Source organism: Oceanisphaera ostreae, from assembly GCF_042676125.1.
Lineage (GTDB): Bacteria > Pseudomonadota > Gammaproteobacteria > Enterobacterales > Aeromonadaceae > Oceanimonas > Oceanimonas ostreae.
On the sequence record NZ_JBHTJS010000033.1, the window covers coordinates 16,946 to 43,782 of the forward strand.

General features: G+C 51.1%; 21 protein-coding genes and 1 pseudogene. 13 read left to right on the top strand and 9 right to left on the bottom strand.

Going from position 1 to position 26,837, the window contains the following annotated elements; all coding sequences use genetic code 11:
- Nucleotides 1–59: 59 nt before the first annotated feature.
- Together sppA and ansA are read left to right on the top strand one after the other, a co-directional pair.
- Nucleotides 60–1,898 carry a signal peptide peptidase SppA gene (sppA, locus tag ACFQ1C_RS08235; protein WP_379558130.1) on the top strand — a complete coding sequence of 613 codons (1,839 nt, stop codon included), beginning with the start codon at nucleotides 60–62 and terminating at the stop codon, nucleotides 1,896–1,898.
- A 106-nt stretch (nucleotides 1,899–2,004) separates the two neighbouring features.
- Complete coding sequence (ansA, locus tag ACFQ1C_RS08240) at nucleotides 2,005–3,024, top strand: asparaginase (RefSeq protein ID WP_379558131.1); 1,020 nt, start codon at nucleotides 2,005–2,007, stop codon at nucleotides 3,022–3,024.
- 260 nt (nucleotides 3,025–3,284) lie between these two features.
- Here the strand turns inward: ansA and ACFQ1C_RS08245 are convergent, their stop codons facing one another.
- Nucleotides 3,285–3,896, bottom strand: coding sequence for a response regulator transcription factor (locus tag ACFQ1C_RS08245; protein ID WP_379558132.1), 612 nt, complete (start codon nucleotides 3,894–3,896; stop codon nucleotides 3,285–3,287).
- The gene (locus ACFQ1C_RS08250) at nucleotides 3,896–5,608 is read right to left on the bottom strand and encodes a PhnD/SsuA/transferrin family substrate-binding protein (RefSeq protein WP_379558133.1); all 1,713 of its coding nucleotides are present in this window, start codon (nucleotides 5,606–5,608) and stop codon (nucleotides 3,896–3,898) included. Before ACFQ1C_RS08250 ends, ACFQ1C_RS08245 begins: the two co-directional genes overlap by 1 nt.
- An 87-nt stretch (nucleotides 5,609–5,695) precedes the next feature.
- On the opposite strand from ACFQ1C_RS08250, the gene ttrB reads away from it, so the two are divergent.
- Genes ttrB through ACFQ1C_RS08265 form a run of 3 tightly spaced genes read left to right on the top strand, consistent with a single transcriptional unit; the run spans nucleotide 5,696 to nucleotide 10,585 of the window.
- The gene (gene ttrB, locus ACFQ1C_RS08255; protein WP_379558134.1) at nucleotides 5,696–6,424 is read left to right on the top strand and encodes a tetrathionate reductase subunit TtrB; all 729 of its coding nucleotides are present in this window, start codon (nucleotides 5,696–5,698) and stop codon (nucleotides 6,422–6,424) included.
- A gap of 8 nt (nucleotides 6,425–6,432) precedes the next feature.
- Nucleotides 6,433–7,497 carry an NrfD/PsrC family molybdoenzyme membrane anchor subunit gene (gene nrfD, locus ACFQ1C_RS08260; RefSeq protein WP_379558135.1) on the top strand — a complete coding sequence of 355 codons (1,065 nt, stop codon included), beginning with the start codon at nucleotides 6,433–6,435 and terminating at the stop codon, nucleotides 7,495–7,497.
- Nucleotides 7,490–10,585: a molybdopterin dinucleotide binding domain-containing protein gene (locus tag ACFQ1C_RS08265; protein WP_379558136.1), complete on the top strand. Its 3,096-nt coding sequence runs from the start codon at nucleotides 7,490–7,492 to the stop codon at nucleotides 10,583–10,585. Before nrfD ends, ACFQ1C_RS08265 begins: the two co-directional genes overlap by 8 nt.
- 499 nt (nucleotides 10,586–11,084) lie before the next feature.
- Here the strand turns inward: ACFQ1C_RS08265 and ACFQ1C_RS08270 are convergent, their stop codons facing one another.
- The gene (locus ACFQ1C_RS08270) at nucleotides 11,085–11,570 is read right to left on the bottom strand and encodes a prolyl-tRNA synthetase associated domain-containing protein (RefSeq protein ID WP_379558137.1); all 486 of its coding nucleotides are present in this window, start codon (nucleotides 11,568–11,570) and stop codon (nucleotides 11,085–11,087) included.
- A 113-nt stretch (nucleotides 11,571–11,683) separates the two neighbouring features.
- On the opposite strand from ACFQ1C_RS08270, the gene ACFQ1C_RS08275 reads away from it, so the two are divergent.
- Nucleotides 11,684–12,718: an LLM class flavin-dependent oxidoreductase gene (locus ACFQ1C_RS08275; RefSeq protein ID WP_379558138.1), complete on the top strand. Its 1,035-nt coding sequence runs from the start codon at nucleotides 11,684–11,686 to the stop codon at nucleotides 12,716–12,718.
- Nucleotides 12,719–12,840: 122 nt separating this feature from the next.
- Here ACFQ1C_RS08275 and ACFQ1C_RS08280 read toward each other — a convergent pair whose 3' ends face one another.
- Entirely contained in the window at nucleotides 12,841–13,143 is a 303-nt protein-coding gene (locus ACFQ1C_RS08280) for a putative quinol monooxygenase (protein ID WP_379558139.1), read from the bottom strand.
- A gap of 79 nt (nucleotides 13,144–13,222) precedes the next feature.
- On the opposite strand from ACFQ1C_RS08280, the gene ACFQ1C_RS08285 reads away from it, so the two are divergent.
- Nucleotides 13,223–13,630 (top strand): VOC family protein, encoded by a 408-nt coding sequence (locus ACFQ1C_RS08285; RefSeq protein ID WP_379558140.1) that lies wholly within the window; start codon nucleotides 13,223–13,225, stop codon nucleotides 13,628–13,630.
- A 305-nt stretch (nucleotides 13,631–13,935) separates the two neighbouring features.
- On the opposite strand, the gene ACFQ1C_RS08290 is transcribed toward ACFQ1C_RS08285, so the two are convergent.
- The 3 genes from ACFQ1C_RS08290 to ACFQ1C_RS08300 form a co-directional block, all read right to left on the bottom strand.
- Nucleotides 13,936–14,694, bottom strand: coding sequence for a vitamin B12 ABC transporter ATP-binding protein BtuD (locus tag ACFQ1C_RS08290; protein ID WP_449290066.1), 759 nt, complete (start codon nucleotides 14,692–14,694; stop codon nucleotides 13,936–13,938).
- Entirely contained in the window at nucleotides 14,681–15,688 is a 1,008-nt protein-coding gene (gene btuC, locus ACFQ1C_RS08295) for a vitamin B12 ABC transporter permease BtuC (protein ID WP_379558141.1), read from the bottom strand. The genes ACFQ1C_RS08290 and btuC overlap by 14 nt, the downstream gene beginning before the upstream one ends.
- A gap of 152 nt (nucleotides 15,689–15,840) precedes the next feature.
- A complete protein-coding gene (locus ACFQ1C_RS08300) occupies nucleotides 15,841–16,629 on the bottom strand; it encodes a TSUP family transporter (protein WP_379558153.1) in 789 nt (262 codons plus the stop codon).
- Between the two features lie 742 nt (nucleotides 16,630–17,371).
- On the opposite strand from ACFQ1C_RS08300, the gene msrA reads away from it, so the two are divergent.
- Both msrA and msrB read left to right on the top strand, forming a co-directional pair.
- Nucleotides 17,372–17,974, top strand: coding sequence for a peptide-methionine (S)-S-oxide reductase MsrA (gene msrA / locus ACFQ1C_RS08305; protein ID WP_379558142.1), 603 nt, complete (start codon nucleotides 17,372–17,374; stop codon nucleotides 17,972–17,974).
- A 4-nt stretch (nucleotides 17,975–17,978) separates the two neighbouring features.
- On the top strand, nucleotides 17,979–18,449 hold the full coding sequence (msrB, locus tag ACFQ1C_RS08310; protein ID WP_379558143.1) for a peptide-methionine (R)-S-oxide reductase MsrB: 471 nt from the start codon (nucleotides 17,979–17,981) through the stop codon (nucleotides 18,447–18,449).
- A 290-nt stretch (nucleotides 18,450–18,739) separates the two neighbouring features.
- On the opposite strand, the gene ACFQ1C_RS08315 is transcribed toward msrB, so the two are convergent.
- Nucleotides 18,740–20,203 (bottom strand): RimK family protein, encoded by a 1,464-nt coding sequence (locus tag ACFQ1C_RS08315; RefSeq protein WP_379558144.1) that lies wholly within the window; start codon nucleotides 20,201–20,203, stop codon nucleotides 18,740–18,742.
- A gap of 136 nt (nucleotides 20,204–20,339) precedes the next feature.
- Here ACFQ1C_RS08315 and rimI point away from each other — a divergent pair, with 136 nt between their 5' ends.
- The 4 genes and pseudogenes from rimI to ACFQ1C_RS08335 all read left to right on the top strand — a co-directional run bounded on the left by rimI (nucleotide 20,340) and on the right by ACFQ1C_RS08335 (nucleotide 25,677).
- Entirely contained in the window at nucleotides 20,340–21,455 is a 1,116-nt protein-coding gene (rimI, locus tag ACFQ1C_RS08320; RefSeq protein WP_379558145.1) for a ribosomal protein S18-alanine N-acetyltransferase, read from the top strand.
- A gap of 273 nt (nucleotides 21,456–21,728) precedes the next feature.
- Nucleotides 21,729–22,034, top strand: a pseudogene (locus ACFQ1C_RS08325) (glycine zipper domain-containing protein); the annotation flags it as partial.
- Nucleotides 22,035–23,053: 1,019 nt separating this feature from the next.
- Complete coding sequence (locus tag ACFQ1C_RS08330) at nucleotides 23,054–23,515, top strand: hypothetical protein (protein WP_379558146.1); 462 nt, start codon at nucleotides 23,054–23,056, stop codon at nucleotides 23,513–23,515.
- A gap of 251 nt (nucleotides 23,516–23,766) precedes the next feature.
- Nucleotides 23,767–25,677 (top strand): PhoX family protein, encoded by a 1,911-nt coding sequence (locus ACFQ1C_RS08335; protein WP_379558147.1) that lies wholly within the window; start codon nucleotides 23,767–23,769, stop codon nucleotides 25,675–25,677.
- A gap of 276 nt (nucleotides 25,678–25,953) precedes the next feature.
- Here the strand turns inward: ACFQ1C_RS08335 and ACFQ1C_RS08340 are convergent, their stop codons facing one another.
- The gene (locus ACFQ1C_RS08340; RefSeq protein WP_379558148.1) at nucleotides 25,954–26,553 is read right to left on the bottom strand and encodes a DUF5610 domain-containing protein; all 600 of its coding nucleotides are present in this window, start codon (nucleotides 26,551–26,553) and stop codon (nucleotides 25,954–25,956) included.
- Nucleotides 26,554–26,837: the final 284 nt, after the last annotated feature.

Consider the following 26,837-nt stretch of genomic DNA (forward strand, 5'->3'; position numbering starts at 1 on the left):
GTGCAGTCGCAGCCTTCATAATAGATTGATTCAATAATCATTTCGTTTAAGGCAAAACTATGTGGTCTGCGATCAAGTGGTTCTTTCGTACTCTAGCCCGAGTGCTAAACGCCATTCGCCTGTTAATATCCGCTTTCTTCTTAATAGCTATTATCACCTTTGCGGTGTTGATATTCAGCGGTGAGGACGATACAGGCGTGCTGCCAGCCAAAGCCGCGCTCACTCTCGCCATAGCGGGCCCTATATTGGAGCAAGAAGCACCAGCCAGCCCAAGACGTTTCGCAGAAAAATGGGTTGCCGGTGATACTACCCCGCCATCCATGACGTTAAGCCAAATTAAAGACGCGCTTAATCATGCTCGTAACGATGACCGCATTGGCGCATTGGTACTGCAATTACAAAACATGAGCGAGTCGAGCATTACCAAACTCGATGAAGTGGGTAGTGCTATTGAGCACTTTAAAACCTCTGGCAAGCCGGTGTATGCCATTGGTGATTACTACAGCCAAGGGCAATATTACTTAGCAGCCCATGCCGATGAAATTATGCTTAACCCCGCCGGTGGTGTCACCATTCAAGGGCTGGGAGTCTATCGCCTGCATTATAAGTCGGCCTTCGAGCGTTTTAATATTACGCCCCATGTATTTAGAGTCGGCACTTATAAATCGTTTGTCGAGCCCTATTTACGCGACGACATGTCAGCTGAAAGCCGTGAAGATACGCAATTGTGGTTAGGCCAACTGTGGCAGCACTATCAAGACAACGTCGCCACATTAAGAGACATTCCGGCCGATCATATTAGCCCCACCAAAGAACAACTACTCAGTCGTTTTAGTGCGGCTGGCGGTGATCCGGCGCGCTACGCCCTAGAACAAGGTTTGGTAGACCGCCTTGCCAGTCGTAACGACATGCTGCAAACCGTTGCCGAGCACGTGGGCTGGAATAGCCAAACCAATCAGTACATGAGCTTGGATATTCCAACCTACCTCCGTCACGCCAACACCCCCTCTAATTCGGCTCCTGCGGTAGGCTTAATTACCGCAAGTGGCGCTATTATGTCGGCCGCCACCGCCACGCCCAACAGTATTAATGACGAGCATGTGAGCCAACTTGTCGATGAGGCCAGACTAGATTCCGACATTCAAGCGTTAGTACTGCGCGTAGACAGCCCCGGCGGCAGTGCGTTTGCGGCCGAACAAATTCGTAGTGCTTTATTGCGATTTAAAGAAAGTGGCAAGCCATTGGTGATCTCCATGGGCAGCACCGCCGCTTCGGGTGGGTATTGGATAGCCGCCGACGCCGATAAGATTTATGCCGCTCCCACGACACTGACCGGCTCTATTGGTGTGTTTGGTTTATTTTTGACCTTTGAAGACGCTCTTAAAAAATTAGGTCTCAACACCGATGGTGTGGGCACCACCGATTTTGTGGGGGCGGGGTTAACCACCGGCTTACCCGAGCATGCAAAGCAAATTATTCAAATGAGTGTTGAGCATACTTACGACCAGTTTGTGCGCATTGTCGCCGAAGGCCGTAACATGGAACCAAGCCAAGTTGAGCAAGTAGCACAAGGCCATGTTTGGACCGGTAAAATGGCCAAAGAGCTTGGGTTAGTTGATGCCTTGGGCAACTTAGATGATGCACTAGCGGGCGCCGCAGAATTAGCTAATTTAGGCGAATTTAGCGTTAAGCCAGTGACTCTACCCATGTCGGCTAAAGACAAACTGTTCGCTCTGTTTATGGCGGACTCTAACGTGCTCTCGAGTTGGTTAATGACGGCTTTACCGCACGCATTACGCCCCGCCGGCGAGCAACTGCAGCAAGAAGCCGCCGCGCTAAGTCAGTTTAATGACCTGCAAGGCCGATATGTATTATGCGTCCCCTGTCAGGGATTCTAAGCGTCATGTGCAAAGGGTGAAGAGTGTCGTCCTCTTCACCCTTTAACAGTTTTTATAGCTCTTCTTCCGTGTATTTTGTGGAGAAGCTGTCTTGAGGTAAACGTTTATGGCGAAAAAGAAAATATACATCGCCTATACCGGCGGTACTATTGGCATGCACAAATCCGCCAGAGGCTATGTGCCCTTGGCGGGCTTTATGACGGAGCGCCTGGCCAATACGCCAGAGTTTCACTGTGCCGAGATGCCCAGCTATCATATTCATGAATATGAACCGCTAATTGACTCGGCAGACATGACGCCTGCCGATTGGCAGCGCATTGCCGACGATATTCAGGCCAATTACCAACATTATGACGGCTTTGTGGTATTGCACGGCACCGACACCATGGCATTTACCGCCTCAGCCCTGTCGTTTATGCTGGAAGATCTAGACAAGCCGGTTATTATCACCGGCTCACAAATTCCATTGGCAGAGCTGCGATCCGACGGCCGACCCAATTTGATGAATGCCTTATATGTGGCCGCTCATTACCCGATTAACGAAGTCGGCCTGTTTTTTAATAATCGCCTGTATAGAGGCAATCGCGCCAGCAAAGAGCACGCCGACGGTTTTGAGGCTTTCGATTCCCCCAACTTTCCGCCGCTGCTTAATGCAGGGATCCATATCAGTCTAGAAGCAGGAAAGCTCGGCAAGCCCAGTAGTAAACCGCTCATCGTCAGCCCCATTACTCCCCAGCCCATCGGCGTAGTGACCCTGTATCCGGGTATTAGCGCCGATGTAATAGCCAACCTCCTGCAACAGCCGGTAAAAGCATTGATATTGCTGTCTTATGGGGTGGGAAATGCGCCACAAAACCCGGCGATGTTAACGCTGTTGTCTGACGCATCAGCACGGGGAGTGATCATCATTAACCTCACCCAGTGCCAGCGCGGCAGCGTCAATATGGAAGGTTATGCTCCGGGCAAGGCACTGGCGGCGGCCGGCGTGATTTCCGGCTACGACATGACCACAGAAGCGGCATTAACTAAACTACATTATTTGTTGAGTAAAGATCTCAGCCCCTCACAAGTGCGCGAGAAAATGGGTAAAAACCTGCGCGGAGAGTTAACTAGTTCACAGCCGTAAACTAGTGCTTTTTCGCAACGAAATCCGCGGAACCCACGGAAAAATAGAGATTAAATCTGAAAAATAATATTATTGATAAAACCTAAAGACCAAACTATCTTACTCTGCAGAGCCTGCTGCTAAAGCATCGGGCTCTAGGTCTGTGCTTTAGCTAAACGTTTCGCCTAGCCAAAGGGTTTAGTCTTACCAATAAAATCCCTTTCGCCCTTATCTCAGCTTAATTGTTCCGTGGGTTCCGTGGATTCCGTTGCAGATCTAGGTTAGCCCTCTTGGATTCTAGTGCTGGGCGCTGCACTTAACAGCTGACATTGATTAAGTAGCTCGGCCACGTTGGTGACATTGAGCTTGTTCATGGCCGAGGCTCTATGCACCTCTACGGTGCGCACAGCCACACATAATTGCTCGGCAATGGCCTTATTAGTCAGTCCATCGGCAACCCGGTTCACGACTTCTCGCTCGCGGTTAGAAAGCAAGGTGAAGAGTTGGCGCACCTTTGCCTGTTCGGTCAGCTGCTTTACCCGCACTCGAGCCTGATCCAGCGCGCTGGCGAGGCGCTTGGCATCCACCGGTTTTTCTAAAAAATCCACCGCACCCTGCTTCATGGCCACCACCGCTTGGGGTACATCGCCATGACCGGTCAGCAAGATCACCGCAATAACGCATTGGCGTTTTAACAATGCCTGCTGCACCGCCAGACCATCAAGCTTGGGCATGGCTAAGTCCAGCAACAAAATCGCGGGAGTTTGCTCATCCAGCTCGGCCAAAAATTGCTCGGGATCCGACCAGCCTTGGCTGGCATGCCCCATGGCGTTCAGCAAAAAACGATTAGCAGCCACTACCTGTTGATCGTCATCTAAAATATAAATCCGCATTAACTTTCCTCAGGTAAAAACAAGATGGCACGGGTACCATTTTTGGTATTTTCCAATGTTAACCGACCATTCAGTCGCAGTGCCAACCGATGGCTAACCAAGAGCCCAATGCCCATGCCATGATAATGCGTCGCGGGTAAGTTTTGCTGCAAAGAAGCAATAATACTGGGGTCGACCCCACCCGCATCATCTTCGATAGTGAGCTGCCAACCGCCGTTTACGGGATTGGCCTTCACCATTATATAACCGCCAATTTGGCCTGCAGTGGCCGCCAATCGCCCATGGGCGTTCAGTGCATTGCCCAGCAGGTTATTCAAAATTTGCTCTATCGCTGGGCGTACCGTTAACAGGGTGCCATTATGACACTCGCTAGATAAGGTGACCGAAAGCGCGTCGGCTCGAGACTGCATTCGTTCCACCAACTCTCGACACAGGCAGGCAAAGTCCACGGGCTCGGCACTGGGCAGCGGTTGAGTGGCCCATTGGCGAAATCGGCGAATAATGGCGGCACCGCGCTCGGTTTCCGCCACTATGTGACCGAAGGCCTCTTGCTGTTGTGCGGTCTGGCTAACCAGCTCTCCAGCCTGAGCATAAGCCTGAATGGCCGACAGCGGCTGATTGAGCTCATGAGCCAGCCCGGTGGCCATTTCACCCATAAGAATACGCTGGCGAGCTTGCGCCAACTCCTGCTCTTTATCTTGCATCAGGGTATGCAGTTTATCCCGCTCTAGCGTACGCCTGAGCAGTAGTAGCGTGACCCGGTAGTGATGCAGTAACAAGGCCAGCGCGATGATCATCAAGGCCGCCAAAAAAGGCCAATAGCGGATAATCACCTGGCGCAACAACTGCAAAGGTAATACCGGGGCCACAGTGGGCCCCAATTGCCAGTCTCTTAATAGCTGTTCAACATCATCCAACCGAATAGGGGCGCCCCATAATGGCTTCTGCTGGTATTCAAGAGCCAGCAAAGCACGGCTGATGCTGCGCAGCAGCTTTTCGTCCGTTACCCCCACTGCGGCAAAGCTCCACCCCGGATACAAAGGCGTAGATCGCACACAGTGCGTATCATCTTGCATCATTAAAGCACGAAAATTTGCTAACTCTATCAGCCCTTCTTGCTGCATGTCTTCAAGCAGGCAAGTTGGCAGCATGGCGGCGGTTAAGGCGCCATCGCGCAATAAATATGCGAGGGCATCTACCGGATAACCACTAAATCGTAAGTCGAGATCTTCCGGTAACACACCTTGACGACGTAATTGCTCGGCAACCAGCAAATAGCCGCCAAAAGCGTGATCGTGCACCGCCCCCACCGACTGGCCACGTAACTGACTGGGCTCAACAATGAGGCTATTGGCACGCACCCACAAGGTACCTGCCACACTGGCGCGCGCTTGGCCGTAATAAGGGTCGAGGTAAGATGCCAACCAATTGAGTTTCTGGCTTTGGCTCAACATGAAATGCGCCGGATTGGTCACCACAAAGTCCAGCTGGCCGGCACTTAACTCCTGATCAAGTTGCTCTTGGGTTAGGTAACGTCCCACAAAATGCTGCTCTGGCGTGGCGTTATTTAGCCCAGCAAGCGTCGCCGACCATTCTTCGCGAGCTTGCGCTTCGCCCCTAAACGCTAAAAAACCAACGGTATATTGCTCGGCTGCTGCCGACAGGCTAAGTAAAAACAGCACAAAGCCTGATAAAAACCTGTTCCAGATCAAGTCAAAGTCCCTTATGTGGTAAACCACAATAGAGGTCATGAGTAGAGACTCGAGACAATAGCATTCATTACTTATGAGGAGCCACTTATGGACGTCAGTAAACGACAATTCCTTAGAAATTTAACTGGGCTGACTGCTGGCGCCAGCCTGATCCCGATAACCGAACTGCATGCGGCCCCTGTTAGTGCCGACGGCGACAGCAATAAACGCTATGGCATGATTATCGACTTGCGCAAATGCATTGGTTGCCAAGCCTGTACCGTGAGTTGCAGCATGGAAAACTTGCCACCTATCGGTCAGTTTCGCACCACGGTACAGCAATATGAAGTAGAAGTTGCCGGTCAAGAACAGGTGAGCAATGTGATGTTGCCACGGCTGTGTAACCACTGTGCCAATCCGCCTTGTGTGCCGGTGTGCCCCACTCAAGCTACCTACCAAAGAGCCGACGGCATTGTGGTTGTCGACAACGAACAATGCGTAGGGTGTGCCTACTGCGTACAAGCCTGCCCCTACGATGCGCGTTTCATTAACCACGAAACCCAAACCGCCGATAAATGCACTTTTTGTGTACATCGATTAGAAGTCGGTTTGCTGCCTGCGTGCGTAGAGTCTTGTGTAGGTGGCGCACGAGTGATTGGTGACATGAAAGACCCAAGCAGCCAAATTAGCCAACTGCTACAAGAACATAGCAGTGACATAAAAGTGCTTAAACCAGAACAAGGCACGGCACCGCAAGTGTATTACATCGGCTTGGGTGATGAATTTGTGGACCGCATCGACGGCCAGCCCGGACTTTGGTTTCCGCAACACGCTTAGGAGGCCTTATGCCTGTTATTGAACTGCTTACCACCCATGCAGACGCCCCTTGGCTCCCTTGGGCCGTACAATATTTCTTTTTAATTGGCTTGGCTGCCACCGCCGCCTTGTTGCTGCCGTTCGCGCTAAGAGAAGGCTCTGCACTGGCTCCATGGCGCTGGCGCTTGGCCTTTATTATGGGTATTAGTGCCGTTACCGGTCCGGTGGCATTATTAGCCGACTTACATCAACCGTTTCGTTTTTGGCATTTTTACACCCAACTCACTCCCAGCTCGTGGATGTGGATTGGCGCGCTGATCTTGCCGGTGTTCGTCACACTCGCCTTAGTGGTGTCATTAAGTATGCTAGTGAGATTACTTAAACCCAAGCACCCTTGGCTAAGGTGGTGGTGTGAACTGTCTCTTTGGCCACAGGGCAAAATATTACAGCTGCTGGCGTGGCTCACTGCCTGCTCAGCGGTGGGTATTTTGCTCTACACCGGCATGGAAGTGATGGTAGTGCGCTCCCGTGCACTGTGGGACACCTATTGGTTGCCCGTTAACTTTTTACTAACCGCGCTACTCGCCTTGTTTGGCCTGTTGTTGTTGCTGGATATTTTGTTCCCGCGCGCCTCTACTCAAATATTGCCCTTACGTCGCGCCATGTTGCTCACATTGGGCGCTCTCACTGCGACCATAGTGCTATGGATGGTGTCGGGCATGGTCTTAAACTCACCCTCTTGGTTAGAAGCCGTTCGTATTTTTAGCCACTTTGAATTTTGGCGCGACCTGCTATTAGTGTCACTGACCGCTGGCGCTTTGCTGTGGCTATTGTGTTTAGCGCGGCGCAATCGCCCGCGCAGTCACCTTGACTTTATACCCGCCCTGCTCGCGCTGCTTTGCTCCTGGGGATTTAGATGGGTAGTGCTAATGAACGTACAAACTGTGCCTAAATATGGTGCGGGTCTGTATCACTTAAGCCCCGACTTACTGGGCTCGGCCGGTATTATTGTGGCCGGTACCATTGGTTTATGGTTAGCAATGGCCGCCGCTGTGTGGGCCTTACTGGATAATATGGGAGTCCGTCATGGATAAGAAACGTCGCGCCTTATTACAAGCCGGCATGATTGCTGGCGGCACCGGTGCCTTTGCACTAGGTTATGCCGACCCCGTTAATAAAGCGGTAAAAGGCTTACTTCATGGCACCAGTGGCGTGCCCACCAACGACCGTATTGCCGGTAACGCCCTGCAACCTGAATTTATGATCACCCCCAATAACGAATTGGTTATGGGTGAAAATCAGGTAGTCAGTCCAGTGCAATGTTTTGGTTGTTGGACCCAGTGTGGTTTGCGCGCTCGAGTAGACACCCAAACCAATAAAATTATCCGCATTGCCGGTAACCCCTATCACCCGCTATCTAATACTCATCCGCCAGCTCAAGAAACCTCGGTGCGTGAGGTATTTAAACAGCTGGCCGGTGAGGCGGGGCTAGAAAATCGCTCTACCGCCTGTGCTCGCGGTGCCGCGTTAGGCGAGCAACTGCAAAGCCCCTATCGCTTAACCGAAATAATGAAACGCACCGGTAAACGTGGCGAAGGAAAATGGCAGACTATTAGCTTTGAGCAACTCATTGAAGAGGTGGTAGAAGGCGGCGACTTGTTTGGTGAAGGCCACGTTGAGGGCTTGCGTACCATTCGTGATTTAGAAACCCCCGTGGATGCGAACAATCCAGAATTTGGCCCCAAAGCCAATCAGCTGATGGTGACTAACGCCGGTGACGAAGGCCGTGACAGCTTCTTAAAGCGCTTTATCTTTAACAGCTACGGTACCCGTAACTTTGGTCATCACGGCGGTTATTGCGGCTTTGGCTATCGTGCTGGAGCCGGTGCGGTATTTAACGACTTGCAAAAGTTTAGTCACGGCAAGCCCGACTGGGAAAACGCCCGTTTCGTGCTGTGTATTGGCACCTCACCAGCCCAAGCAGGAAATCCCTTTAAACGCCAAGGCCGCCAATTAGCCGAAGCGCGCAGTGAGGGTAAATTAGATTACGTAGTGGTCGCCCCCACCCTGCCCAACAGCATCAGCCGCCTTAACGAACAACGCGGCCGCTGGGTGCCCATTAAACCGGCCACCGACGATGCGCTGGCCATGGGGCTTATTCGCTGGTTAATTGAAAACGACGGCATTAACTTGGCGTATTTGGCGCAACCCGGCCCTGCAGCCCAAAAGGCCGCCAACCAGCCCAGCCACGCCAATGCTACACATCTGGTATTACAAGCGCCGCACCCTGAAGCCGGTCGCTTTTTAACAGCAGCAGATTTAGGGCTGAACTTAGGCGAGAGTGTAGGCATGAGCAACGCTGACACTAACATGGTGGTAGATGCAGCTAACGGCGAACTAATGGCGCATACCGCAGCGCGCCCCGCCGAACTTTGGGTGACGCGCACCGTGACCATTAACGATGTACCGGTGCAGGTAAAATCGTCATTACAGTGCTTAAAAGAGTCGGCCGAACGTCAGTCTATAGCCCAATACAGCGAGCACTGTGGTGTGCCCGAACACATTATTGCCGGCCTTGGCCAAGAACTTAAGCGCCACGGCACCAAAGCTTCGGTAGATGCCCACGGCGGCATGATGAGCGGTAATGCCTTTTATACTTCGTTTGCGGTCATTACCTTAAATACCCTCTTGGGCAACATTAACGCCAAAGGCGGGTTAGCCGCCGGTGCCGGTGGAGTGGCTGGAGTAGAAGAAGGCCCCCGTTACGACTTGATGAGCTTTGACGGTAAAATTGGTCCTAAAGGGCTGTTTTTATCACGCAACCGCTTTGCTTATGAAAAAAGCAGCGAATATAAACGCAAACTGGCCGCCGGTGAGTCTCCCTACCCAGCGCGCGCGCCTTGGTTCTCGTTTTCGTCCCCCTTACTTACCGAGCATTTAGCGGCGGCGTTTGCCGGTTATCCCTATCGCTTGAAAGCTTGGATCAGCCACATGACTAATCCGTTGTACGGCATTGGCGGCGCTCAAACCTTTTTAGGGGATCAGCTAAAAGACCCGGCGCAATTACCACTGTTTATTGCCATCGACGGTTTTATCAACGAAACCACGGCATTAGCAGATTACATCGTGCCCGATACTCTCACCTACGAGAGCTGGGGCTTTACTAAACCTTGGAGTGGTGTGCCGCAAAAGGCCACTACTGCTCGCTGGCCGGTGGTTACGCCAGCTACGCCTCGGCTTGAAAATGGCGATTATGTGGGATTAGAGTCGTTTATTATTGCCGTTGCCAAAAAGATGGACTTGCCCGGCTACGGCGATAACGCCATTACCGACCATAAAGGCAACCAGCATGGCTTGCATACGTCAGCAGACTTTTATCTGCGTGCCGCCGCTAATTTGGCCTTTGCCAACGGTGACCCAGTGCCCGATGCCAGTGCCGATGACTTACTGCTGACCAATGCGGTGCGCATGATGCCGCTGATAACCGAGACCTTAGCGCCGGATGAGCAGCGAAAAGTAGGTTTTGTGTTGAGCCGCGGCGGCCGCTTTGCGCCCTTTGAAAGTGGCTGGGAAGGCCAGCAGATGAAAAACCGCACTAACAATACGTTATGCATCTGGAACCCCACTATCGGTAGCACAATTCACTCGATGACCGGTGAAAAACTACCCGGCTGTGCCACCGAGTTTGGCCCCCGCTTTGCTGATGGCAGCGCCATGCGTGACCATTACTCAGAACAAGAGTGGCCACTATTGGTGACCTCATATAAGTCACATATTATGAGTTCATCGAGCATTGGTGCCGAGCGGCTGCGGATGATCCACCCGGAAAACCCAATCAGCATCAACCGCAAAGATGCCGAGCGCGCCGGTATCAAGCACGGTCAGGCGATACGGTTAATTACCCCCGGTGGCCAGGTAGAAGGCATTGCTTTGGTACGCGATGGCATTGTGGAAGGTGCCATTGCCATCGAACACGGCTACGGCCACACCGAGCTAGGTGCGCGCGCCCACAAAATTGATGGTAAGCCGATGGCATCTAACCCGCGTCTAGGGGCAGGGGTAAACCAAAACCTGCTGGGGCTTATGGACCCCACCCGCACAGATGTAGCCAATGTATGGCTAGACTGGACCAGCGGCGCCGCCGTACGCCAAGGCCTACCGGCACGGGTTGAAGCGATTTAGACACAGCGGTAAGCCGTACGAAAAACGACAGTGAAACACCGAGCATTGTGCTCGGTGTTTTTATTTGGAGAGGTGTCGTTTTTGTAGGCAACTTGTTTTAGGTTAAGAGAGTGCTTTTGCATTACCCGATTACAACCTAGGCGTAATTTTTAAAAAACCTAAACCTTTTTTGCCACTGAATCCACAGAACCCACGGAAAAATAGGGATCAAATCTGAAAAATCTTGATGATCAGTGCGGCAGAAAAGAGCCCGAACGATATAATACTTGAATGCATTGGTCAGCTTAGCCGCTATTTTAAGCCGCCACCCTGAACTAGTTTCAGGATCTCTAATAGACAGCTATACGCCTTACGTTAAACGCGATACGAAAAACTAAAATAGGTTTCATCTTTAACTTACAGCTTAAAGCGCACAGTCTAAAGACAAACAATGGATTGCCGCGCTACGCTCGCAAAGACCCTAAAAGGGATGCATAAGACATAAGGCATAGAACAGTGTTTACCGCTCTGGCACATCAATCCATTGCGGTGTGTGGCCGGTGTGCTCGGCGAAGTGTGCTAAGTCGCTTTTGCTGAGCAACACTGTGGCCGTATTACGCAGCGGATGGCAATGAAAATCATCGCCCTCACACAAGTCATTATCTAACCACAGCTCTACTGCCTGCGCGCCGTCGTTCACTAGCGCGAGCACTGATACATGGCCCGGCTCTACGCCTAAGTAACGATCTAGGCGTTCACTAGAGGCAAAGCCGATACGTGACCACCCCAACTGCGTCGATAACGCTTTTAAGTCCACTTGTTTGTTGGGTCGGGTTAATAACAGCGCATGGCGGCGGCCATAGTTATCGCGCAAGAATAGGTTTTTTAACCGAGTGCCGGGCCTATCTAGCAATAAACGATCTGCTTCATCGCAGGTGAACAATGGCGGGTGCTCAATGATTGGTGGGCTAATCTGCCAACTCGCTAATTGCGTCATAATATCCATGTATTTATTCTCTTTATAATCAGTAGAACCCTACTTAACACAGCTAGGCATGGCTAAGTGCAGTCAAACATGTTGTTATCTTAACATCGGCTATCACAAAACAAGAGGACATCATGCCATCGTCAATACCAACACCAACGTCTTCCACTCAATCTCTGCTTTCTGGCGTCAAACTATCGATGCTAGATTTGGTGCCCACGCGCATCGGACACAGCACGGCGGATGCCATTCGCGAGTCGGTCGCCGTGGCACGTCATGTAGAGCAGCTGGGCTTCGAGCGCTTTTGGCTGGCCGAACATCATAATATTGAGGGCATCGCCAGTTCGGCCACGGCGGTATTAATTGGCCATATTGCCGGCCACACCCAGCGTATTCGCGTCGGTTCGGGCGGCATTATGTTACCCAACCATCCGCCTTTGGTCGTGGCCGAGCAATTTGGCACTCTGGCTACCATGTATCCAGACCGTATCGACTTAGGATTAGGCCGCGCACCGGGCACCGACCAAACTACTATGCGCGCGCTGCACCGACGCCCAGAAGATGCCGAAGACTTCCCGCAGCAGGTGCAACAGCTGCAGCAACTACTGGGGCCAAACCAGTACGGACAAAAGCTAAAAGCTATTCCCGGCGGTGATACTAACGTGCCGATTTGGTTATTGGGCTCCAGCTTATTTAGCGCACAACTGGCCGCACAAATGGGCTTGCCCTATGCCTTCGCTTCACACTTTGCGCCGCGCATGATGCTTGAGGCTGTGGACCTCTATAAAAAGAACTTTCAGCCCTCAGCCCAATTAGCTGAGCCTTATGTGATCATCGGTGTGCCAGTGATAGTGGCGGATACCGAGCAAGAAGCTAAATTATTAGCCACTTCTGGTCAGCAGAAGATCTTGTCGCTATTTAGAGGCGAGTCCCTCTCTTTAGCGCCGCCGGTAGCCAGCATGGAAGGCCACTGGCTGCCCCACGAACAACAAGGCGTAGAGCAGTTCTTATCGGCCGCCGCCATTGGCGCACCAGAGCAAGTGGCAAATAAGCTAAATGCGCTGTTGGCGCAAACAGGAGCTCACGAGCTAATGGTGGTCACTGACGTCTATGAGCCCAGCGCCCGCCACCACAGCCTAAGCCTGTTGGCCGAGCTGGTTAAAAGATAGCGGGAAGCTATACGCTATAAGCCTTACGTTAAAGAGAAACACCGCCCTTTGCCGTTATCGCGGGAATGACGGCAGAACCACACTGGTTATGCGGCATTACTTATGTCGTTCGCTTCACGTTGTTAGCGCGTTGGATTGACCGATAGTACGTCGGCTTTAATTACTGACTGCTCGGCAATAAGGTCGGTGACGACTGCTCGGCTGGCTTTATAATGCGGGGTGAGCTTATGATCGGCTAAGGCGGCTTCGTCTTGATAAATTTCATATAGCCAAAACAGCTCAGGATCGGTGCGGTCTTGCAGCACATCAAAAGTATGACAGCCAGGTTCGTCACGTACCGACGCTTCGGCGTTGGGCAGCATAGCCGCTAAAAATTCATCTGTTTTGCCGGGCTTTAGCTTGGTTTTGACAATAATTGAATACATTGTAAACTCCGTCTGATTATTAAAACTCAACAAATAGTACACAACTCTTCACACAATAGACAAGCCAAGGAGCTCAGCCATGGAAAGACCTAGTCCCTTTAACGGCATGCGTCATATCGCCTTTACCATGCCCAACCTGGAAGAATGTGAGCAGTTTTATACCGAAATTATGGGTATGCAGCTGCTACGTCGCGCTCATAAAGATTTGGTGTACCTCACCTGTGGCAACGACAACATCTCTTTAGGCCGTGCCGACTTGCCCGCCAGTGGTGTGCAGAGCCTCGATCACTTTGGTTTTATAGTAGACACCAAAGAACAGCTAGAACAGTGGTTTTTATACCTGAAAAGCAAAGGCGTGACCATGCTAGACCAACCCCACGATCATGGCGACGGTGCGCGCAGCTTCCACATTACTGACCCCGCCGGTAACGTTATCCAGCCTATTTATCACCCCGAGATTTCCGGCCAACGCTTCACCAACCCTTGATGATCAAAGCAATATTAACTGCTTAATTTTCAATGTTGAATGAATCACTAAGATGAAATAAAAACACCGAGCTTAAGCTCGGTGTTTTTATTGAGATGGGTATCTGTGTTTTGTAGGGGTTACACGATATATAGTGCGCATGGGCTGAGTGTCTTTGATGTTTTTGTAGCTGCTGCTTTAGCTAGCAGTCCCGTCTCAGCGGGATTCACCAGTCATCCTGCTGCGCAGTGTTTCGCAGCTGAAGAAGCGACTACAGTAGAGGGTATTTATTTTTAACGTAAGGCGTACAGCATACAGCTGTGTATTTAACTGACAGGCAGCATTACGCTGATGCCATCTTGTTCGAGTAGCCGTACCTTCACTTCAAATACCTCGGCAATTAACTCCGGCGTGATCACATTGGGAGCACCGCTGGCGGCTAATCGACCTTGATGTAAACACCACACGCTATCGGCGTATTGGCAGGCCATATTAATATCGTGAATAGACGCCACCACAGCTAAGCCTAAATCCGCGTAGCCTCGTAACAACCGCAAAGTCGCCAACTGATGTTGCCAATCTAGGCCGGCTAACGGCTCATCTAACAACAGCAATTGCGCATCAGGATTAATGGCCGGATCAACCTGCAACAACGTACCGGCAATCAGAAAACGCTGCTGCTCGCCGCCAGATAAGGTATTAAGTTGGCGGTGATACAGCTTTTCTAACCCTAACGGTTTGCCCAATCGGGCCATCGCCAAACAGACGTCTTCGGTTACGCCACCTAAGGGTTCGGCGCCCAGGGCCAGCAATTCGTAGCCACGCAACCCGTGGGGCAACATCGCCTGTTGCGCCAGCATAGCGCGGTGGCGCGCCAGTTCATGCAGACTAAAACCCGATAACGCTTGGCCCGCCAGGCGCACTTCGCCCTCGCCTTCGCTGCTACTTAGCCCCGCAGCCCCGGTTAATAAGCTCGACTTGCCACTGCCATTAGGCCCAATTAACAGCGTTAAGCTGCCTGCGGCAAACTCACCGTGAATAGGCCCAACGCGATCTCGCTGTACAAAGCCGTTAAGCGCCAGCATAGCGACGCACCAATAACCAAATAAACACCGGAGCCCCCAAGGTAGCCGTAACCGCCCCTATGGGCATTTCACCCACAGAGAGCAAAGTGCGCGCCGCCACATCGGCCAGCGTTAACACCACGCCACCCGCGAGTACCGAAGCCGGTAATAAAAAGCGTTGTTTGCCGCCCACTAATAAGCGTAATAAATGCGGCACCACTAAGCCGACAAAGCCAATGGGCCCAGCCATGGCCACACTAAAAGCAGTAAGCAAGCACACCGCCAATACCAGTCGCGGCTGGAGTCGTTTCACATTCAGCCCCAATAATCGGGCCTGACTATCACCTAACGCCAATATGTCTAACGATCGGCCTTGGCGCGTTAACCACACCAGCGTGGCGATGGCAGGTAGCCACCACACAAACGACAATTGCTGGCCATGGCCGAGACTGCCCATCATCCAGAACAAAAAACTGCGCAGCGAAGCATCGTCCGCTAAATACAATAACCATGTCAGCACCGCATTGGCCAAAATGCCCACCGCGACCCCAAATAACAGCAAAGCCCCCGGCCCCAGTCGGCGTCGCGCCAGCGCCAGCAGTAACAAAGTGACCAACAAGGCACCAACAAAAGCCGCTAGCGATAAGCTCCAATAAGGCAGCGTGATGCCTAACGACACCGAGAGCGACAGCGTTAATACCGCCGCCAGACTGGCACCGCTAGAAATACCAATTAAGCCGGGCTCGGCCAAGGGGTTATGCAGTAATACCTGTAATACCGCGCCACACAAGGCAAGACTGGCCCCCACTAATACCGCCAGCAAGGTACGCGGCAACCTAAGCTGCCAGAACACTTGCTCTTCTAGGGCCGACACCGGTTGCCATAGCGCTTCTATGCCCACACCAACGGCACCCAGCTGCAAGCTCAGTAACATGCTGGCCAGCAGCGCTAAGCCCAGCCCACCTAACCAATATCGATATTTGCGTTGCTGTTGTTGAAATAGTATCGCCAACATACGGTTATCTTCTGTTCCTTAAGTTATATCCCACTCAGTGCATGTAAGGGGTAAATAGTGAAGAGGAGAAACTTATACAGCGAACCTTCAGGACAGAGTGTTCTGAGTCGGCTTTGTTTATGTTCCACCCCTTCACTCTTCACATATTGTTCTTATGTTGCTAAACCTAGCCAGCTAAACCAGCTTGGATACTGTTGCCACAATAAGTGCACCGACATCACCATAGACACCGTTACCAGCATCGGTTTAATAATGCGTGTGCCCTTGGTGACCACCATTTTTGAGCCTATTCGCGCACCAATAAATTGCCCCAGCGCCATCGATAAACCGGCCACCCACACTACTTGACCGCCCAAAATAAAAAACAACAGCGAAGCAATATTGGAGGTAAAGTTCAGCAGCTTGGTGTGCGCGGTGGCTTTGGCCATGCTAAAGCCTGCCAAGGCAATAAAGCCCAGCGCAAAAAACGATCCGGTGCCCGGGCCAAAAAAGCCATCATAAAAGCCAATTCCGGTACCAATAAGCAAAGCAAAAGGAAGCATGCTGAGCCGGTGTTGACGGTCTTGATCACCGACGCGGGGGGAGAATAAAAAATACAGCGCAAACGCGGCTAATAAAAAGGGCAGTATTTTTTGTAAAATAGAGGCGTCTACTTTTTGCACCAAAATGGTGCCCAGCATGCTGCCAATAAAAGTACACACCACCGCCCATTTCATGGTGCGCCAGTCTATTAGGCCACGGCGCAAATAATACAAGGTGGCAGAAAACGAGCCAAAGCTACTTTGCAGCTTATTAGTGGCCAGCGCCATGGTAGGAGGCATACCCGTTGCCAGCAGCGCTGGTACGGTAATAAGCCCGCCCCCACCTGCAATAGCGTCAATAAAACCGGCGAGTAATGCCGCCACGGCCAGCAACCCTAAGGTAAGTAATCCTAATTCCAGTTCCATGAGTATTCCGCGTCTTGCATAAATGCGCATAGCCTATCAGGATGGCATGATCAGCAACAGTAAAACTCAACGCTCACAGTATGTTATACCAATTACATTAAAGATCTGATCCGATGTTGGGCCGGAGCGCCAGAGGTAACACAGCCGCCTCCCACGACACGCCATAAACCCATCCATGGGGGCTCAGGAAATGACGTCCCTGTCATTTCACGGTCGTGGGAGGCCATCTCTGTAACCTCTCCTAGTACACCGAGTTGCCAGCAGACACTGCCAATAGGCGACTCTGCATCATCAAGCAGGACAAAGGGATCTGCTCCACCGACCAGCACATGACAGGGATGTCATGTGTTGAAGTTAGAGGGGACGAGCTTGTCTCGCCGTGACGAGCTGTATCAACCTAACGAACATCCAGTGAATGTTCGCAGTAGGCTGATACGGTGAGTGTCATTAGCCCGCAGCGGGTCGGTGGAGCAGGCCCTTTGTTCGGGGCTGATATGACAATCAAATAGATCGATTGTTTAATGGAATTGGTATTACACAAGCTGTAAGCCTGTCTTTTGGTCACAAGTCTATAAAGTATCAAAGTGAGTACGAAGGGGCTGCTCAAGTGCAGAGGGCAAGGTAGGAGTCGTATGAGGTTTATCTAGCGCGGTATTTTACCCACCTTGCATCAAGATCGTTTAGCCTAACGATGAGCTATGTTAACGTACCATTATTGTTATTGAGGAGAAATGTAATGCCAGATTCAGTACTGAGCCTATTACCCAATGATTTTCCTGATGCGAGTGATGGCGACTTTTTAAACCAAGGCGTGCGCCACTTAGTTTTAGCGGGTGGTTGTTTTTGGTGTACCGAGGCCGTATATCGCCAGCTTAATGTGGTGTCCGGTTATGCCGGTGGCAGCGCAGACACCGCCAATTACGATGCGGTATGTAGCGGCACCACCGAACATGCAGAAGCTATTTGTATTGAGTATGACAGCGCCATTATTGGCCCAGGCACCTTACTAAAAGTCTTCTTTGGCATTGCACACGATCCCACCCAGCTAAATCGCCAAGGTAATGACCAAGGTCGTCAATATCGTTCGGCGGTGTTTTATCAAGACGACGCCGAGCAGCAGCTGGTAAGCGACTATGTGGCTTTGCTGGAAAAAAATAACGCGTTCAGAGCGCCCATTGTGACTCGCTTAGAGGCGCTAACTGCATTTTACCCGGCAGAAAGTTCTCATCAGAACTATGCAGCTATTAACCCTAACCAACCTTATATTGCCGCCGTTGCCCAGCCCAAAGTGGCCAAGGTGCAGCACTTCTTTAAACACCGGTTAAAAAAGGACTTGTAACATTATGGCACTCACCCCTACTCCTTATGACTTAAGCCCGCCTAGCAAAGAGCAGAGAGAGCAATTAGCCAGTGCGCTGAGCGAAGAAGAGCGACATGTGTTGCTGAGCCAAGGCACAGAAGCGCCATTTTGTGGTGGCCTGCTCGACAACAAACAAGACGGCAGCTACATCTGCAAACTCTGCGCGCTGCCGTTGTTTTCTTCTGCCTGCAAGTTTGAGTCAGGCACCGGCTGGCCCAGCTTTTTTGCGCCTTATCATACCGATCACATCGTAGAATTATCCGATGTAACCCATGGCATGCGTCGCGTAGAAATTCGCTGCCAACGCTGCGACGGCCACATCGGTCATGTCTTCCCAGATGGCCCCGCCCCTACCGGCCTGCGCTATTGCTTAAACTCCGCCTCTCTGGACTTTTGTGCCAGTGGCGACGAAAAGCCCGATCCCCTACGCCGCGGCGAGCGCGAATGCCTATAACTCGGCCCTACGGGCAGCTTTAAGCCGTAAGCTATAAGCGGTCAGTTAAAGTTAAAGTTAAAGGCAAACACCGTCTTTTGTAGCCGCTGCTTCAGCTGCGAAATTCTGCGGAGCAGAATGGTTTGCCGTTGACTCAACTGGCCGGTGTTCGAAGGACACTGACTTACGCCTGCGGCGTAATGCGAGAACAAGTGTTCGCCTACAGCACGCCAAACTGATAGCCGTGAAAGATAAATGGTGAGGAGCGTAAACACCTCACGCCTCACCATTCACGTCTTACCTGCAATGATTTAGTTGGCTTCAAATCGGCGCACGAAGTCGGCGATAACCATATCGTAGAGTTTGTCTTTAAGAATGACATCCTCTACACCATGATCGATATTAGGGTTATCGTTAACTTCTATTACCGCCACTCGGCCCTTGCCTTCTTTAATGTCGACCCCGTATAAGCCATCGCCAATGGGCTTAACCGCTTTAAGGGCGGCACTGATCACCGCCTTTGGTGCTTCATAAGTTGGCAGGGTCACAAAGCTGCCCGAATCTGCCTCTTTACCCGTCTCGTTGTGACGATAAATCTGCCAGTGGCCTTTCACCATAAAATATTTACAGGCAAAAATGGGCTCGTGATTCAGTACCCCAATACGCCAATCAAATTCAGTAAAAAAGTATTCTTGCGCCAAGACTAACGCCGATGCGTTACGCAACGTGGCTAAGGTTTCAATTAGCGCGCCACGGTCGGCCACTTTATATATCCCCCGCGAGAAAGCACCGTCAGGTATTTTTAACACCAACGGATACCCCAACTCTTGCTCAAGCCATGCTACCGACTCTTTACCTTTGGGGTTCACCATTAAGGTTTTAGGCGTGGGTACGCCGTGTTTAGTAAAACTTTCGGCCAAAAATACTTTATTGGCACAACGCAAAATAGACGTTGGCGAGTCCATCACTACCAAGCCTTCGTGCTCAGCCTTTTGGGCAAACCGAAAAGTATGATGATCGATGGCGGTGGTTTCACGAATGAACAAACCATCATATTCCGCCAGCCGTTGATAATCTTTGCGGGTGATCAGGTCTACATTTACACCGGCTCGCTCCCCCGCTTTTACAAACTTGGTGAGCGCCTTGGCATCCGATGGCGGCAACTCTTCGTCAGGATTAACCAGCATCGCCAAGTCGTAGCGATAGCGCTTTACCGACTTAGGCTTGCGCCAAATAATGCGTGAATACGCCTCTAGCGCCTCGGCAAAGCGGTCTTCTTCCTCTTCTACCAATTCGCGTGGCGATAACGTGGCCAGCCCGGTCAACTCCCAACGGGAGCGCTTTTTAAAAGTCAGCTCCAGCATCGGGCATGGCAGCCGGTCAAACAGCTCTCTGCACAAGGTTTCAAGCTCAGGAATGGGGCTGCGGCCAAAGTAACTTTTTAGCTTAATTAGTTTGGTGTCGTCATCGGGTGCCAGCGCCGCTAAGGCATCGCTGACGCCGTTAAAGCCAAAGGCAAACAGCCCTTTATTGCGCAAGTTATTTAAGGTGGCAACCGAGGGGATCACATGTTGGCCTCGCGCTTCAGCCAATAGCGAGCAGTAATAACCGTTAGAGAGATACTTATTATTTTTACACAGGTTAATTACCCGAGTACGCGATGCATTCTTGGCGGGTGTTTGCTTAAGATAGGTGTCAAAGTCGAGCAAATTTTCACTCGGAAAATACGGTGCCCATGCACTCAGTTCATCAACGACTAAAATAAGTTGCGCCATCACGATAATCCACCCACATTGCCCTAATCAGATGCGTTACTTTATACATAAATAGCGGCTAGCACAGTGAAATTTTCTCGCGGCCAATAGTAAATTATCGTATCTTAAATAACTTACAACACGCCCTTGGTGCCCTATGTCTGCCCCTATTGTTCGCGCCGCCGAAAAGTCTGATCTCAACCAATTAGTGACTCTTGAAGAGCACTGCTTTGCTGGCGACCGGATCAGCAGACGCAGCTTTCAACGTTTTATTGAACATCCTCAAGACAAGCTATTATTGGCCGTGCAAGATAATCAGCTGCTTGGCTATATTTTGGTGTTATTTCGGCGCAATACTCGCCTGGCCCGCGTTTACTCTATAGCAGTATCGCCAGAAGCTCGTGGCCTAGGCCTTGGCAAAGCGTTAATGACCGCAGCTGAACAAGCGGCGCAACAACAAGGTAGCGTGTTTATGCGCTTAGAAGTACGCGCCGATAATATTTGGGCACAAAGCCTTTATCAGGCCTTGGGCTATCGCCAGTTTGGGGTGTACCACAACTATTATGAAGACCAGCAGCTTGCCCTGCGCTACCAAAAGCGCATCCATCATTATCATCCTCATAGCGGCAGCATAACGGTGCCCTATTATCGCCAGACCACCGAATTTACCTGTGGCCCCGCCTCTATGATGATGGCCATTAGTGCACTTTCGCCTCACTACCAGCCAGAAATAGACGAAGAGCTACAGCTGTGGCGTGAAGCCACCACTATTTTTATGACCAGCGGCCACGGTGGCTGCGGCCCCCATGGTTTAGCACTCGCCGCCCACAGACGCGGCTTTAAAGTTGCACTCACGCTTAACCAAACCGGCCCCTTGTTTGTTGGTAGCGTGCGTACTGCCGATAAAAAACACATTTTAGAGCGGGTGCATCAACAGTTTTTAGCGCAAATGGCCGAGGTGGGTATAGAGGCAGAGTACGGACACTTTACACTTGCGCAGTTAGAACATGGGCTGCATAACGGCGGGCTGCCCTTAGTCTTGATCAGCACCTATCATCTGGATGGCCGCAAAGCACCGCACTGGGTATTGGTGTGCGCTATTGATAAAGAGTTTGTGTATATTCACGACCCTGATATTGATGAGGCCGCAGGCGAAAGCTCCGTTGATAAGCAGTATTTACCCATAGAACGTAGCCGATTTGACCGCCTAGCCCGCTACGGGCAGCAAGGGTTGCGTACGCTAGTCTGGGTGTTTAGCGCTGATGCCGCGTGATTTACGGCACCAAAAGGCGGTTGCGGTCAGCTTCTGTCGGTCATAACTGGTCGTCACCGCCACAAAAATACAAAAAACAAATTAAATATCAGCAACTTAAACTCAAATAACAGCAATTTCATTTTTTACGTAAATACTCTAACTCTCTTTCTTTGCTGCGAATACTTTGTATAGTGACATTACGTTAAACAGCCTGAGAGAGACTGTATTATGTTAACAAAACGAATTATCAGCTTTGCTTTATTACCCTTACTGTTAGCCACTACGCCAGTAATGGCGAGTGAAGACTTAAACACTATATTAGGTGGCGGCGCGGGTGGCGCAGCCGGTGCCTTAATTGGTCGACAAATGGGTGGTGACACCGGAGCCCTAGTGGGCGCGGCGTTAGGCGGTGCTGCAGGTGGGGCCGCGAGTGCGAAACGCGGCAATAAAAACGAAGCCGCGTTAGGCGGAGCCGTAGGGGCCATTGGCGGTTCGGCGTTAGGTAAAGAAGTGGGTGGTAACACCGGCCAGTTAATTGGTGCCGGCGTGGGCGGCGGTGCAGGTGCGGCCATTGGTGCCAGAACCGGAGATACCCATAGCCGCGGCTCTGATCATAAGTATGACTCACGTTATGACCATGATTATGATCGTCACTATGACCGAGATTACGACCGCCGTTATAATGACAGTTACAGCAGTAAATATGAAAGAAAGCGCAGAAAAGAAGAGCGTAAACACTTTGAAAAAATGCGCAAAAAAGAAATTAAGCATCATCAAAAAATGCGTAAACAAGCCCATAAGAACTGGGAAAAACGTCATAAAGACAGATGGGATGATTAAAGTTTATTGGGCTAAGTAATGCCGCTTAACAGGTGTGGTTCTGCCGTCATTCCCGAAGGAACGTCATCCTCGCGTAGGCGGGGACGGGAATCCAGGGCCTGTGGCGCAGATTTGTCAGCCTGCGCTTTTCCTGCAAAGGCACTGGACCCCCGCCTTCGCGAGGGTGACGATAAAGAAAAGCTAGCCCCTGAATCCACATAAGTTATGCCGGACTGCTTACCTCCATTAACATCTTGAGTCAAGGATGACTCCTTATTCCCCGGTACGCCCCCTTTTTCCTTCTCATTACCATGACTTTAACGCCCAAACCTAGATTGCCGCGTCGTTACACTCCTCGCAATGACGGGGTATACGCCCTTATCCCGTCATTGCGAGCGTAGCGAAGCAATCCTGCCTACACACGGCGCACTACATCCCCCTGGATTGCCACGTCGCTACGCTCCTCGCAATGACGAGCGTTACAAGGATGCACTCATCTACCAAGGCGCTAATGGCTGACGAGGGCAGAAGCTGAAACATGGCTAAGTTTGACGGGTAATCAGGTGGGGAGCAGGATATTCGAGCCTTCTAGGCATCAGCTGGCTCTGCTGCGGTCAGCTTCTGTCGGTGTGAATCAGTGGCCACACCAGATCAAAGTTAAAATATCACTTATAAATCAAGTTGTTACTAGCATTTAACCTATAATTTATCTTAGTAAGCACTGCTAGTTTCGCTATATTTGCTACATAATCTTTGTATAGTCAGTGCAAGTTAAACAGCCTAAAAGAGACTGTATTATGTTGAAAAAGAAAATGATCAGCTTTGGCTTACTGCCACTGATATTGGCGACTGCGCCGGTATTTGCTGGTGAAGATTTAAATACCATATTAGGCGGCGGTGCCGGTGGCGTCGCCGGTGCCCTGCTGGGCAATCAAATGGGCGGTAATACTGGCGCCCTCGTTGGCGCAGCCCTAGGCGGTGCCGCTGGTGGCGCAGCAACGGCTAATCGTGGCAACAAGAACGAAGCCGCGCTTGGCGGTGCCGTAGGTGCTTTGGGTGGTGCAGCCTTAGGTAACGAAGTGGGCGGCAACACGGGTCGGTTGATTGGTGCTGGCATCGGCGGCGGTGCAGGCTCGGCTCTGGGCGCCAGATCCGGAGACGGCCACCGCAAGCCACAAGAAGTACATCACTATTATCACGGCAAGAAACACAAGCATAAGCACAAGCACAAGCACAAAAAACACCATAAGCATGACTGAGACCATTAAACCCAGCGCTTAATTACGCTTACAGAGCCCACCTTTTGGTGGGCTCTCTGTTATCCGTGGCTCGCTACTACGCCCGCTGTCAAAATTTGCCCCGTTTATCGACTATATTCATCGCCACAGTCACCGTCTTGTCATCTTCTTGTTATTAAAACGCCATGTTTCATCACTACCCTAGCCACAATCTAAACTTAGTTATCACCCCTTAACTTGGTTTTCACCGACATGAGCAAGGATAATTAACGATGAGTCAGTTTGAACTACAGGATGAGCAAAACCACCCTCGGCCTCAGGTACCTGAATTTACCCAAATGGTAGAACGCAGTGTTAGTCGACGCCGTTTTTTAGGGGGCGCTGCCGCCTTAGGTGCCGCGGCCTTTTTTAGTGTGTCACCGCTGTCTCGCGCCGTGGCTGCGGCGACCGGTAGCAGCCCTTTATTGGGTTTTAGTGCCGTGCCCACTAGCACCGCAGACACCTTTGTGGTGCCGCCTGGTTATCAAGCCGAACGCTTAATTTCTTGGGGCGATCCCTTGTTCTCTAATGTGGCGGAATTTATTAATGGTGGGGGCAATAGTGCAGCCGATCAATTAGGTCAGTTTGGCGATAACAATGATGGCATGAGCTTTTTCCCGATCGATGCCAATACCGCCATTCTGGTGGTGAATAATGAATACTGTAATTACGAACTGATGTTTGCACATCAGGGCAAACAAATGACCGGCGAAGATGTTAAAAAGGCCCAAGCATCTCAAGGCGTATCGGTGCTCACCTTAAAGAAGAACGCCAACGGCTGGCAGGTTGAAAAAGACGGCCAATACAACCGTCGCATTCATGCCAATACCCCCATGACCATTAGCGGCCCCGCCAAAGGCCATACCCTGCTGCAAACTCAAGCCGACCCTAACGGTGAGCGCGTGCTGGGCACCTTTAATAACTGTGCCAACGGCATGACGCCATGGGGCACTTATTTAACCTGCGAAGAAAACGTACACGGCTACTTTGGTAGCACCGAGCAAGTCACTATCACACCAGCTCAGGCACGTTACGGCATAGGCCCCGATGATGCAGGCTGGCAGTGGCATCAGTTTGACGAGCGCTTCAATCTGGCTAAGCACCCTAACGAGTGCAACCGTTTTGGTTGGGTAGTAGAAATTGACCCGCAAAACCCCAACTCCACCCCGATAAAGCGCACCGCCTTAGGCCGCTTTAAACACGAAAATGCCGAGTTGGTCATAGACAAAAGCGGCCATGTGGTAGTGTATTTGGGTGACGATGAACGCGGTGAGCATATTTATCGCTTTGTGAGCCTTCATAAATATAACCCCGACAACCCTGCCGCCAACCGCCATTTACTGGATGAAGGCACCTTATATGTGGCGCGCTTTAATAGCGCCAACGACGGTGAGCCATCGGGCACTGGCGAATGGTTACCACTCATTTTTGGCGAAAATGGCCTTACGCCCGAAAACGGCTTTACCAGCCAAGCACAGGTGTTAATTCATGCCCGCCTAGCGGCCACGCAAGTGGGTGCAACCACCATGGACAGACCCGAGTGGGTGGCCGTTCACCCCACCGAGCCGATGGTGTTTTGCACCTTAACGAACAATAAGAATCGCGGCGTAGCAGACAATCAAGCCATCAACGGCCCCAATCCCAGAGCCGAAAATAACTATGGCCAAATTATTCGCTGGCAGCCGACCTCAGGCCACCATACCGACGCCACTTTTAATTGGGACCTGTTCTTACTGGCCGGCAACCCCACGGTACATCAAGATACTGCCTACGCGGGCTCAAGCAACATCAACGCCGACAATATGTTTAATAGTCCAGACGGCATTGGCTTTGATAAGGCGGGGAGACTGTGGATTCAAACCGACGGCAAATATTCTAATGAGGGCGATTTTGCCGGCCAAGGCAATAACCAAATGCTGTGTGCCGACCCCGCAACCGGTGAAGTACGACGCTTTTTAACCGGCCCCATCGCCTGCGAAATTACCGGCTTGGCTTTTACTCCCGATCAAAAAACGGTGTTCGTGGGCGTGCAACACCCAGGAGAAGATTTGGCCGGATCGCACTTTCCACTAGGTGGAGAACATACCCCCCGCTCCAGCGTAATGATGATCACCCGCCAAGACGGCGGCATCATCGGCACCTGATTAAGGTAGCGGTACGTCTTACGCTGTACGCCGCTCTGCGCCCTGTTGTTATGCCCCTTATTCCGTCTTTGCGAGCGTAGCGCGGCAATCCAGCCTACAAACGGCGCGGTACATAACCATGGATTGCCGCGTCGTTGCACTCCTCGCAATGACGAAGGTTAGGGTTTGGCTCTGGCTACAAAAACACCTAGCCCTTGGCGTACGGCTTAAAAACAGTGAGGGAATGCACAAGATGTTAGGTTACCCCCTGCACTCTTCACCCTTCACAGGCACTACTTATTCAGCACCTTCTTGAGTCGCTGTGCCTAACTTGGCTTCGCGAAACGCGGCCAATTTGTCATCAATTAAGCTACGGGTGGCTTCGGCATTGTCTTTAATGCTGCCATCAAACACCTTCAAGCCATCCAATACCTTGGTGGCTTCGCCGTAGCCTTTATCAATCGACTTGGTAATAATCGATAGAAATTTTTCTACCTGTTCATCTTCTGGCATGTTGGAATTTTGTCGCTGAAAGGTGTCAAAAAAACCTAACGCACCCTCCACAATTCGTCCGGCGGTATTTTCTGGTGACCAGTAATCATCCGCCTGTCCCGCCACTTTATCTGGCGTAATCGCGTGCTCTTTACCAAGCTCGGCGTTAATGGTGCTCATGATCTCGCTATAGAGAATATTCATGGCTTTATCATCGCCCTGCTTGCCATTACCAAACATGGCTTGCACTATGTTTTGATTAGAGCGAGCTTTCATCTCGGTGCGAGACGCGCTGAACTCAGCCTGTTGCTCTTTTTGCTCTGACTTGTCATTCGCTTTTACTTGTTGCGAGTCAACACGAGCCGTTAATGCCGTCTGACTGCCTGTAATGGGAGAAACTGCCATAACCCGACTCCTTTATAAATAACCTATGTTCAGTGACCTGTGCTTAGCACGATAGCTGCGCTTATATACGTTATCGGCAGCCAACGGACTTCCTTAACCGAAACCTATTTTTGCCACGGAATACACGGACCTAGAGCAATAAGACAAAGGGAACGGAGAATCGGTGAGGTGCTACACACCATAAAATTAGCTCTTACTCTTAATTTTCCGTGCGTTGCGTGTTCTTCCGTGGAAAAAAGTCTTGGATATCTAAGAGCAAACTTACGGCGAAATCTACATAAATT

Bases quoted from the DNA above. Each gene is read 5' to 3' on its own strand.
- sppA (WP_379558130.1), top strand. From the start codon at position 60: ATGTGGTCTGCGATCAAGTGGTTCTTTCGTACTCTAGCCCGAGTGCTA.
- ansA (WP_379558131.1), top strand. From the start codon at position 2,005: ATGGCGAAAAAGAAAATATACATCGCCTATACCGGCGGTACTATTGGC.
- ACFQ1C_RS08245 (WP_379558132.1), bottom strand. From the start codon at position 3,896: ATGCGGATTTATATTTTAGATGACGATCAACAGGTAGTGGCTGCTAAT.
- ttrB (WP_379558134.1), top strand. From the start codon at position 5,696: ATGGACGTCAGTAAACGACAATTCCTTAGAAATTTAACTGGGCTGACT.
- nrfD (WP_379558135.1), top strand. From the start codon at position 6,433: ATGCCTGTTATTGAACTGCTTACCACCCATGCAGACGCCCCTTGGCTC.
- ACFQ1C_RS08265 (WP_379558136.1), top strand. From the start codon at position 7,490: ATGGATAAGAAACGTCGCGCCTTATTACAAGCCGGCATGATTGCTGGC.
- ACFQ1C_RS08270 (WP_379558137.1), bottom strand. From the start codon at position 11,570: ATGGATATTATGACGCAATTAGCGAGTTGGCAGATTAGCCCACCAATC.
- ACFQ1C_RS08275 (WP_379558138.1), top strand. From the start codon at position 11,684: ATGCCATCGTCAATACCAACACCAACGTCTTCCACTCAATCTCTGCTT.
- ACFQ1C_RS08280 (WP_379558139.1), bottom strand. From the start codon at position 13,143: ATGTATTCAATTATTGTCAAAACCAAGCTAAAGCCCGGCAAAACAGAT.
- ACFQ1C_RS08285 (WP_379558140.1), top strand. From the start codon at position 13,223: ATGGAAAGACCTAGTCCCTTTAACGGCATGCGTCATATCGCCTTTACC.
- ACFQ1C_RS08290 (WP_449290066.1), bottom strand. From the start codon at position 14,694: ATGCTGGCGCTTAACGGCTTTGTACAGCGAGATCGCGTTGGGCCTATT.
- btuC (WP_379558141.1), bottom strand. From the start codon at position 15,688: ATGTTGGCGATACTATTTCAACAACAGCAACGCAAATATCGATATTGG.
- msrA (WP_379558142.1), top strand. From the start codon at position 17,372: ATGCCAGATTCAGTACTGAGCCTATTACCCAATGATTTTCCTGATGCG.
- msrB (WP_379558143.1), top strand. From the start codon at position 17,979: ATGGCACTCACCCCTACTCCTTATGACTTAAGCCCGCCTAGCAAAGAG.
- ACFQ1C_RS08315 (WP_379558144.1), bottom strand. From the start codon at position 20,203: ATGGCGCAACTTATTTTAGTCGTTGATGAACTGAGTGCATGGGCACCG.
- rimI (WP_379558145.1), top strand. From the start codon at position 20,340: ATGTCTGCCCCTATTGTTCGCGCCGCCGAAAAGTCTGATCTCAACCAA.
- ACFQ1C_RS08330 (WP_379558146.1), top strand. From the start codon at position 23,054: ATGTTGAAAAAGAAAATGATCAGCTTTGGCTTACTGCCACTGATATTG.
- ACFQ1C_RS08335 (WP_379558147.1), top strand. From the start codon at position 23,767: ATGAGTCAGTTTGAACTACAGGATGAGCAAAACCACCCTCGGCCTCAG.
- ACFQ1C_RS08340 (WP_379558148.1), bottom strand. From the start codon at position 26,553: ATGGCAGTTTCTCCCATTACAGGCAGTCAGACGGCATTAACGGCTCGT.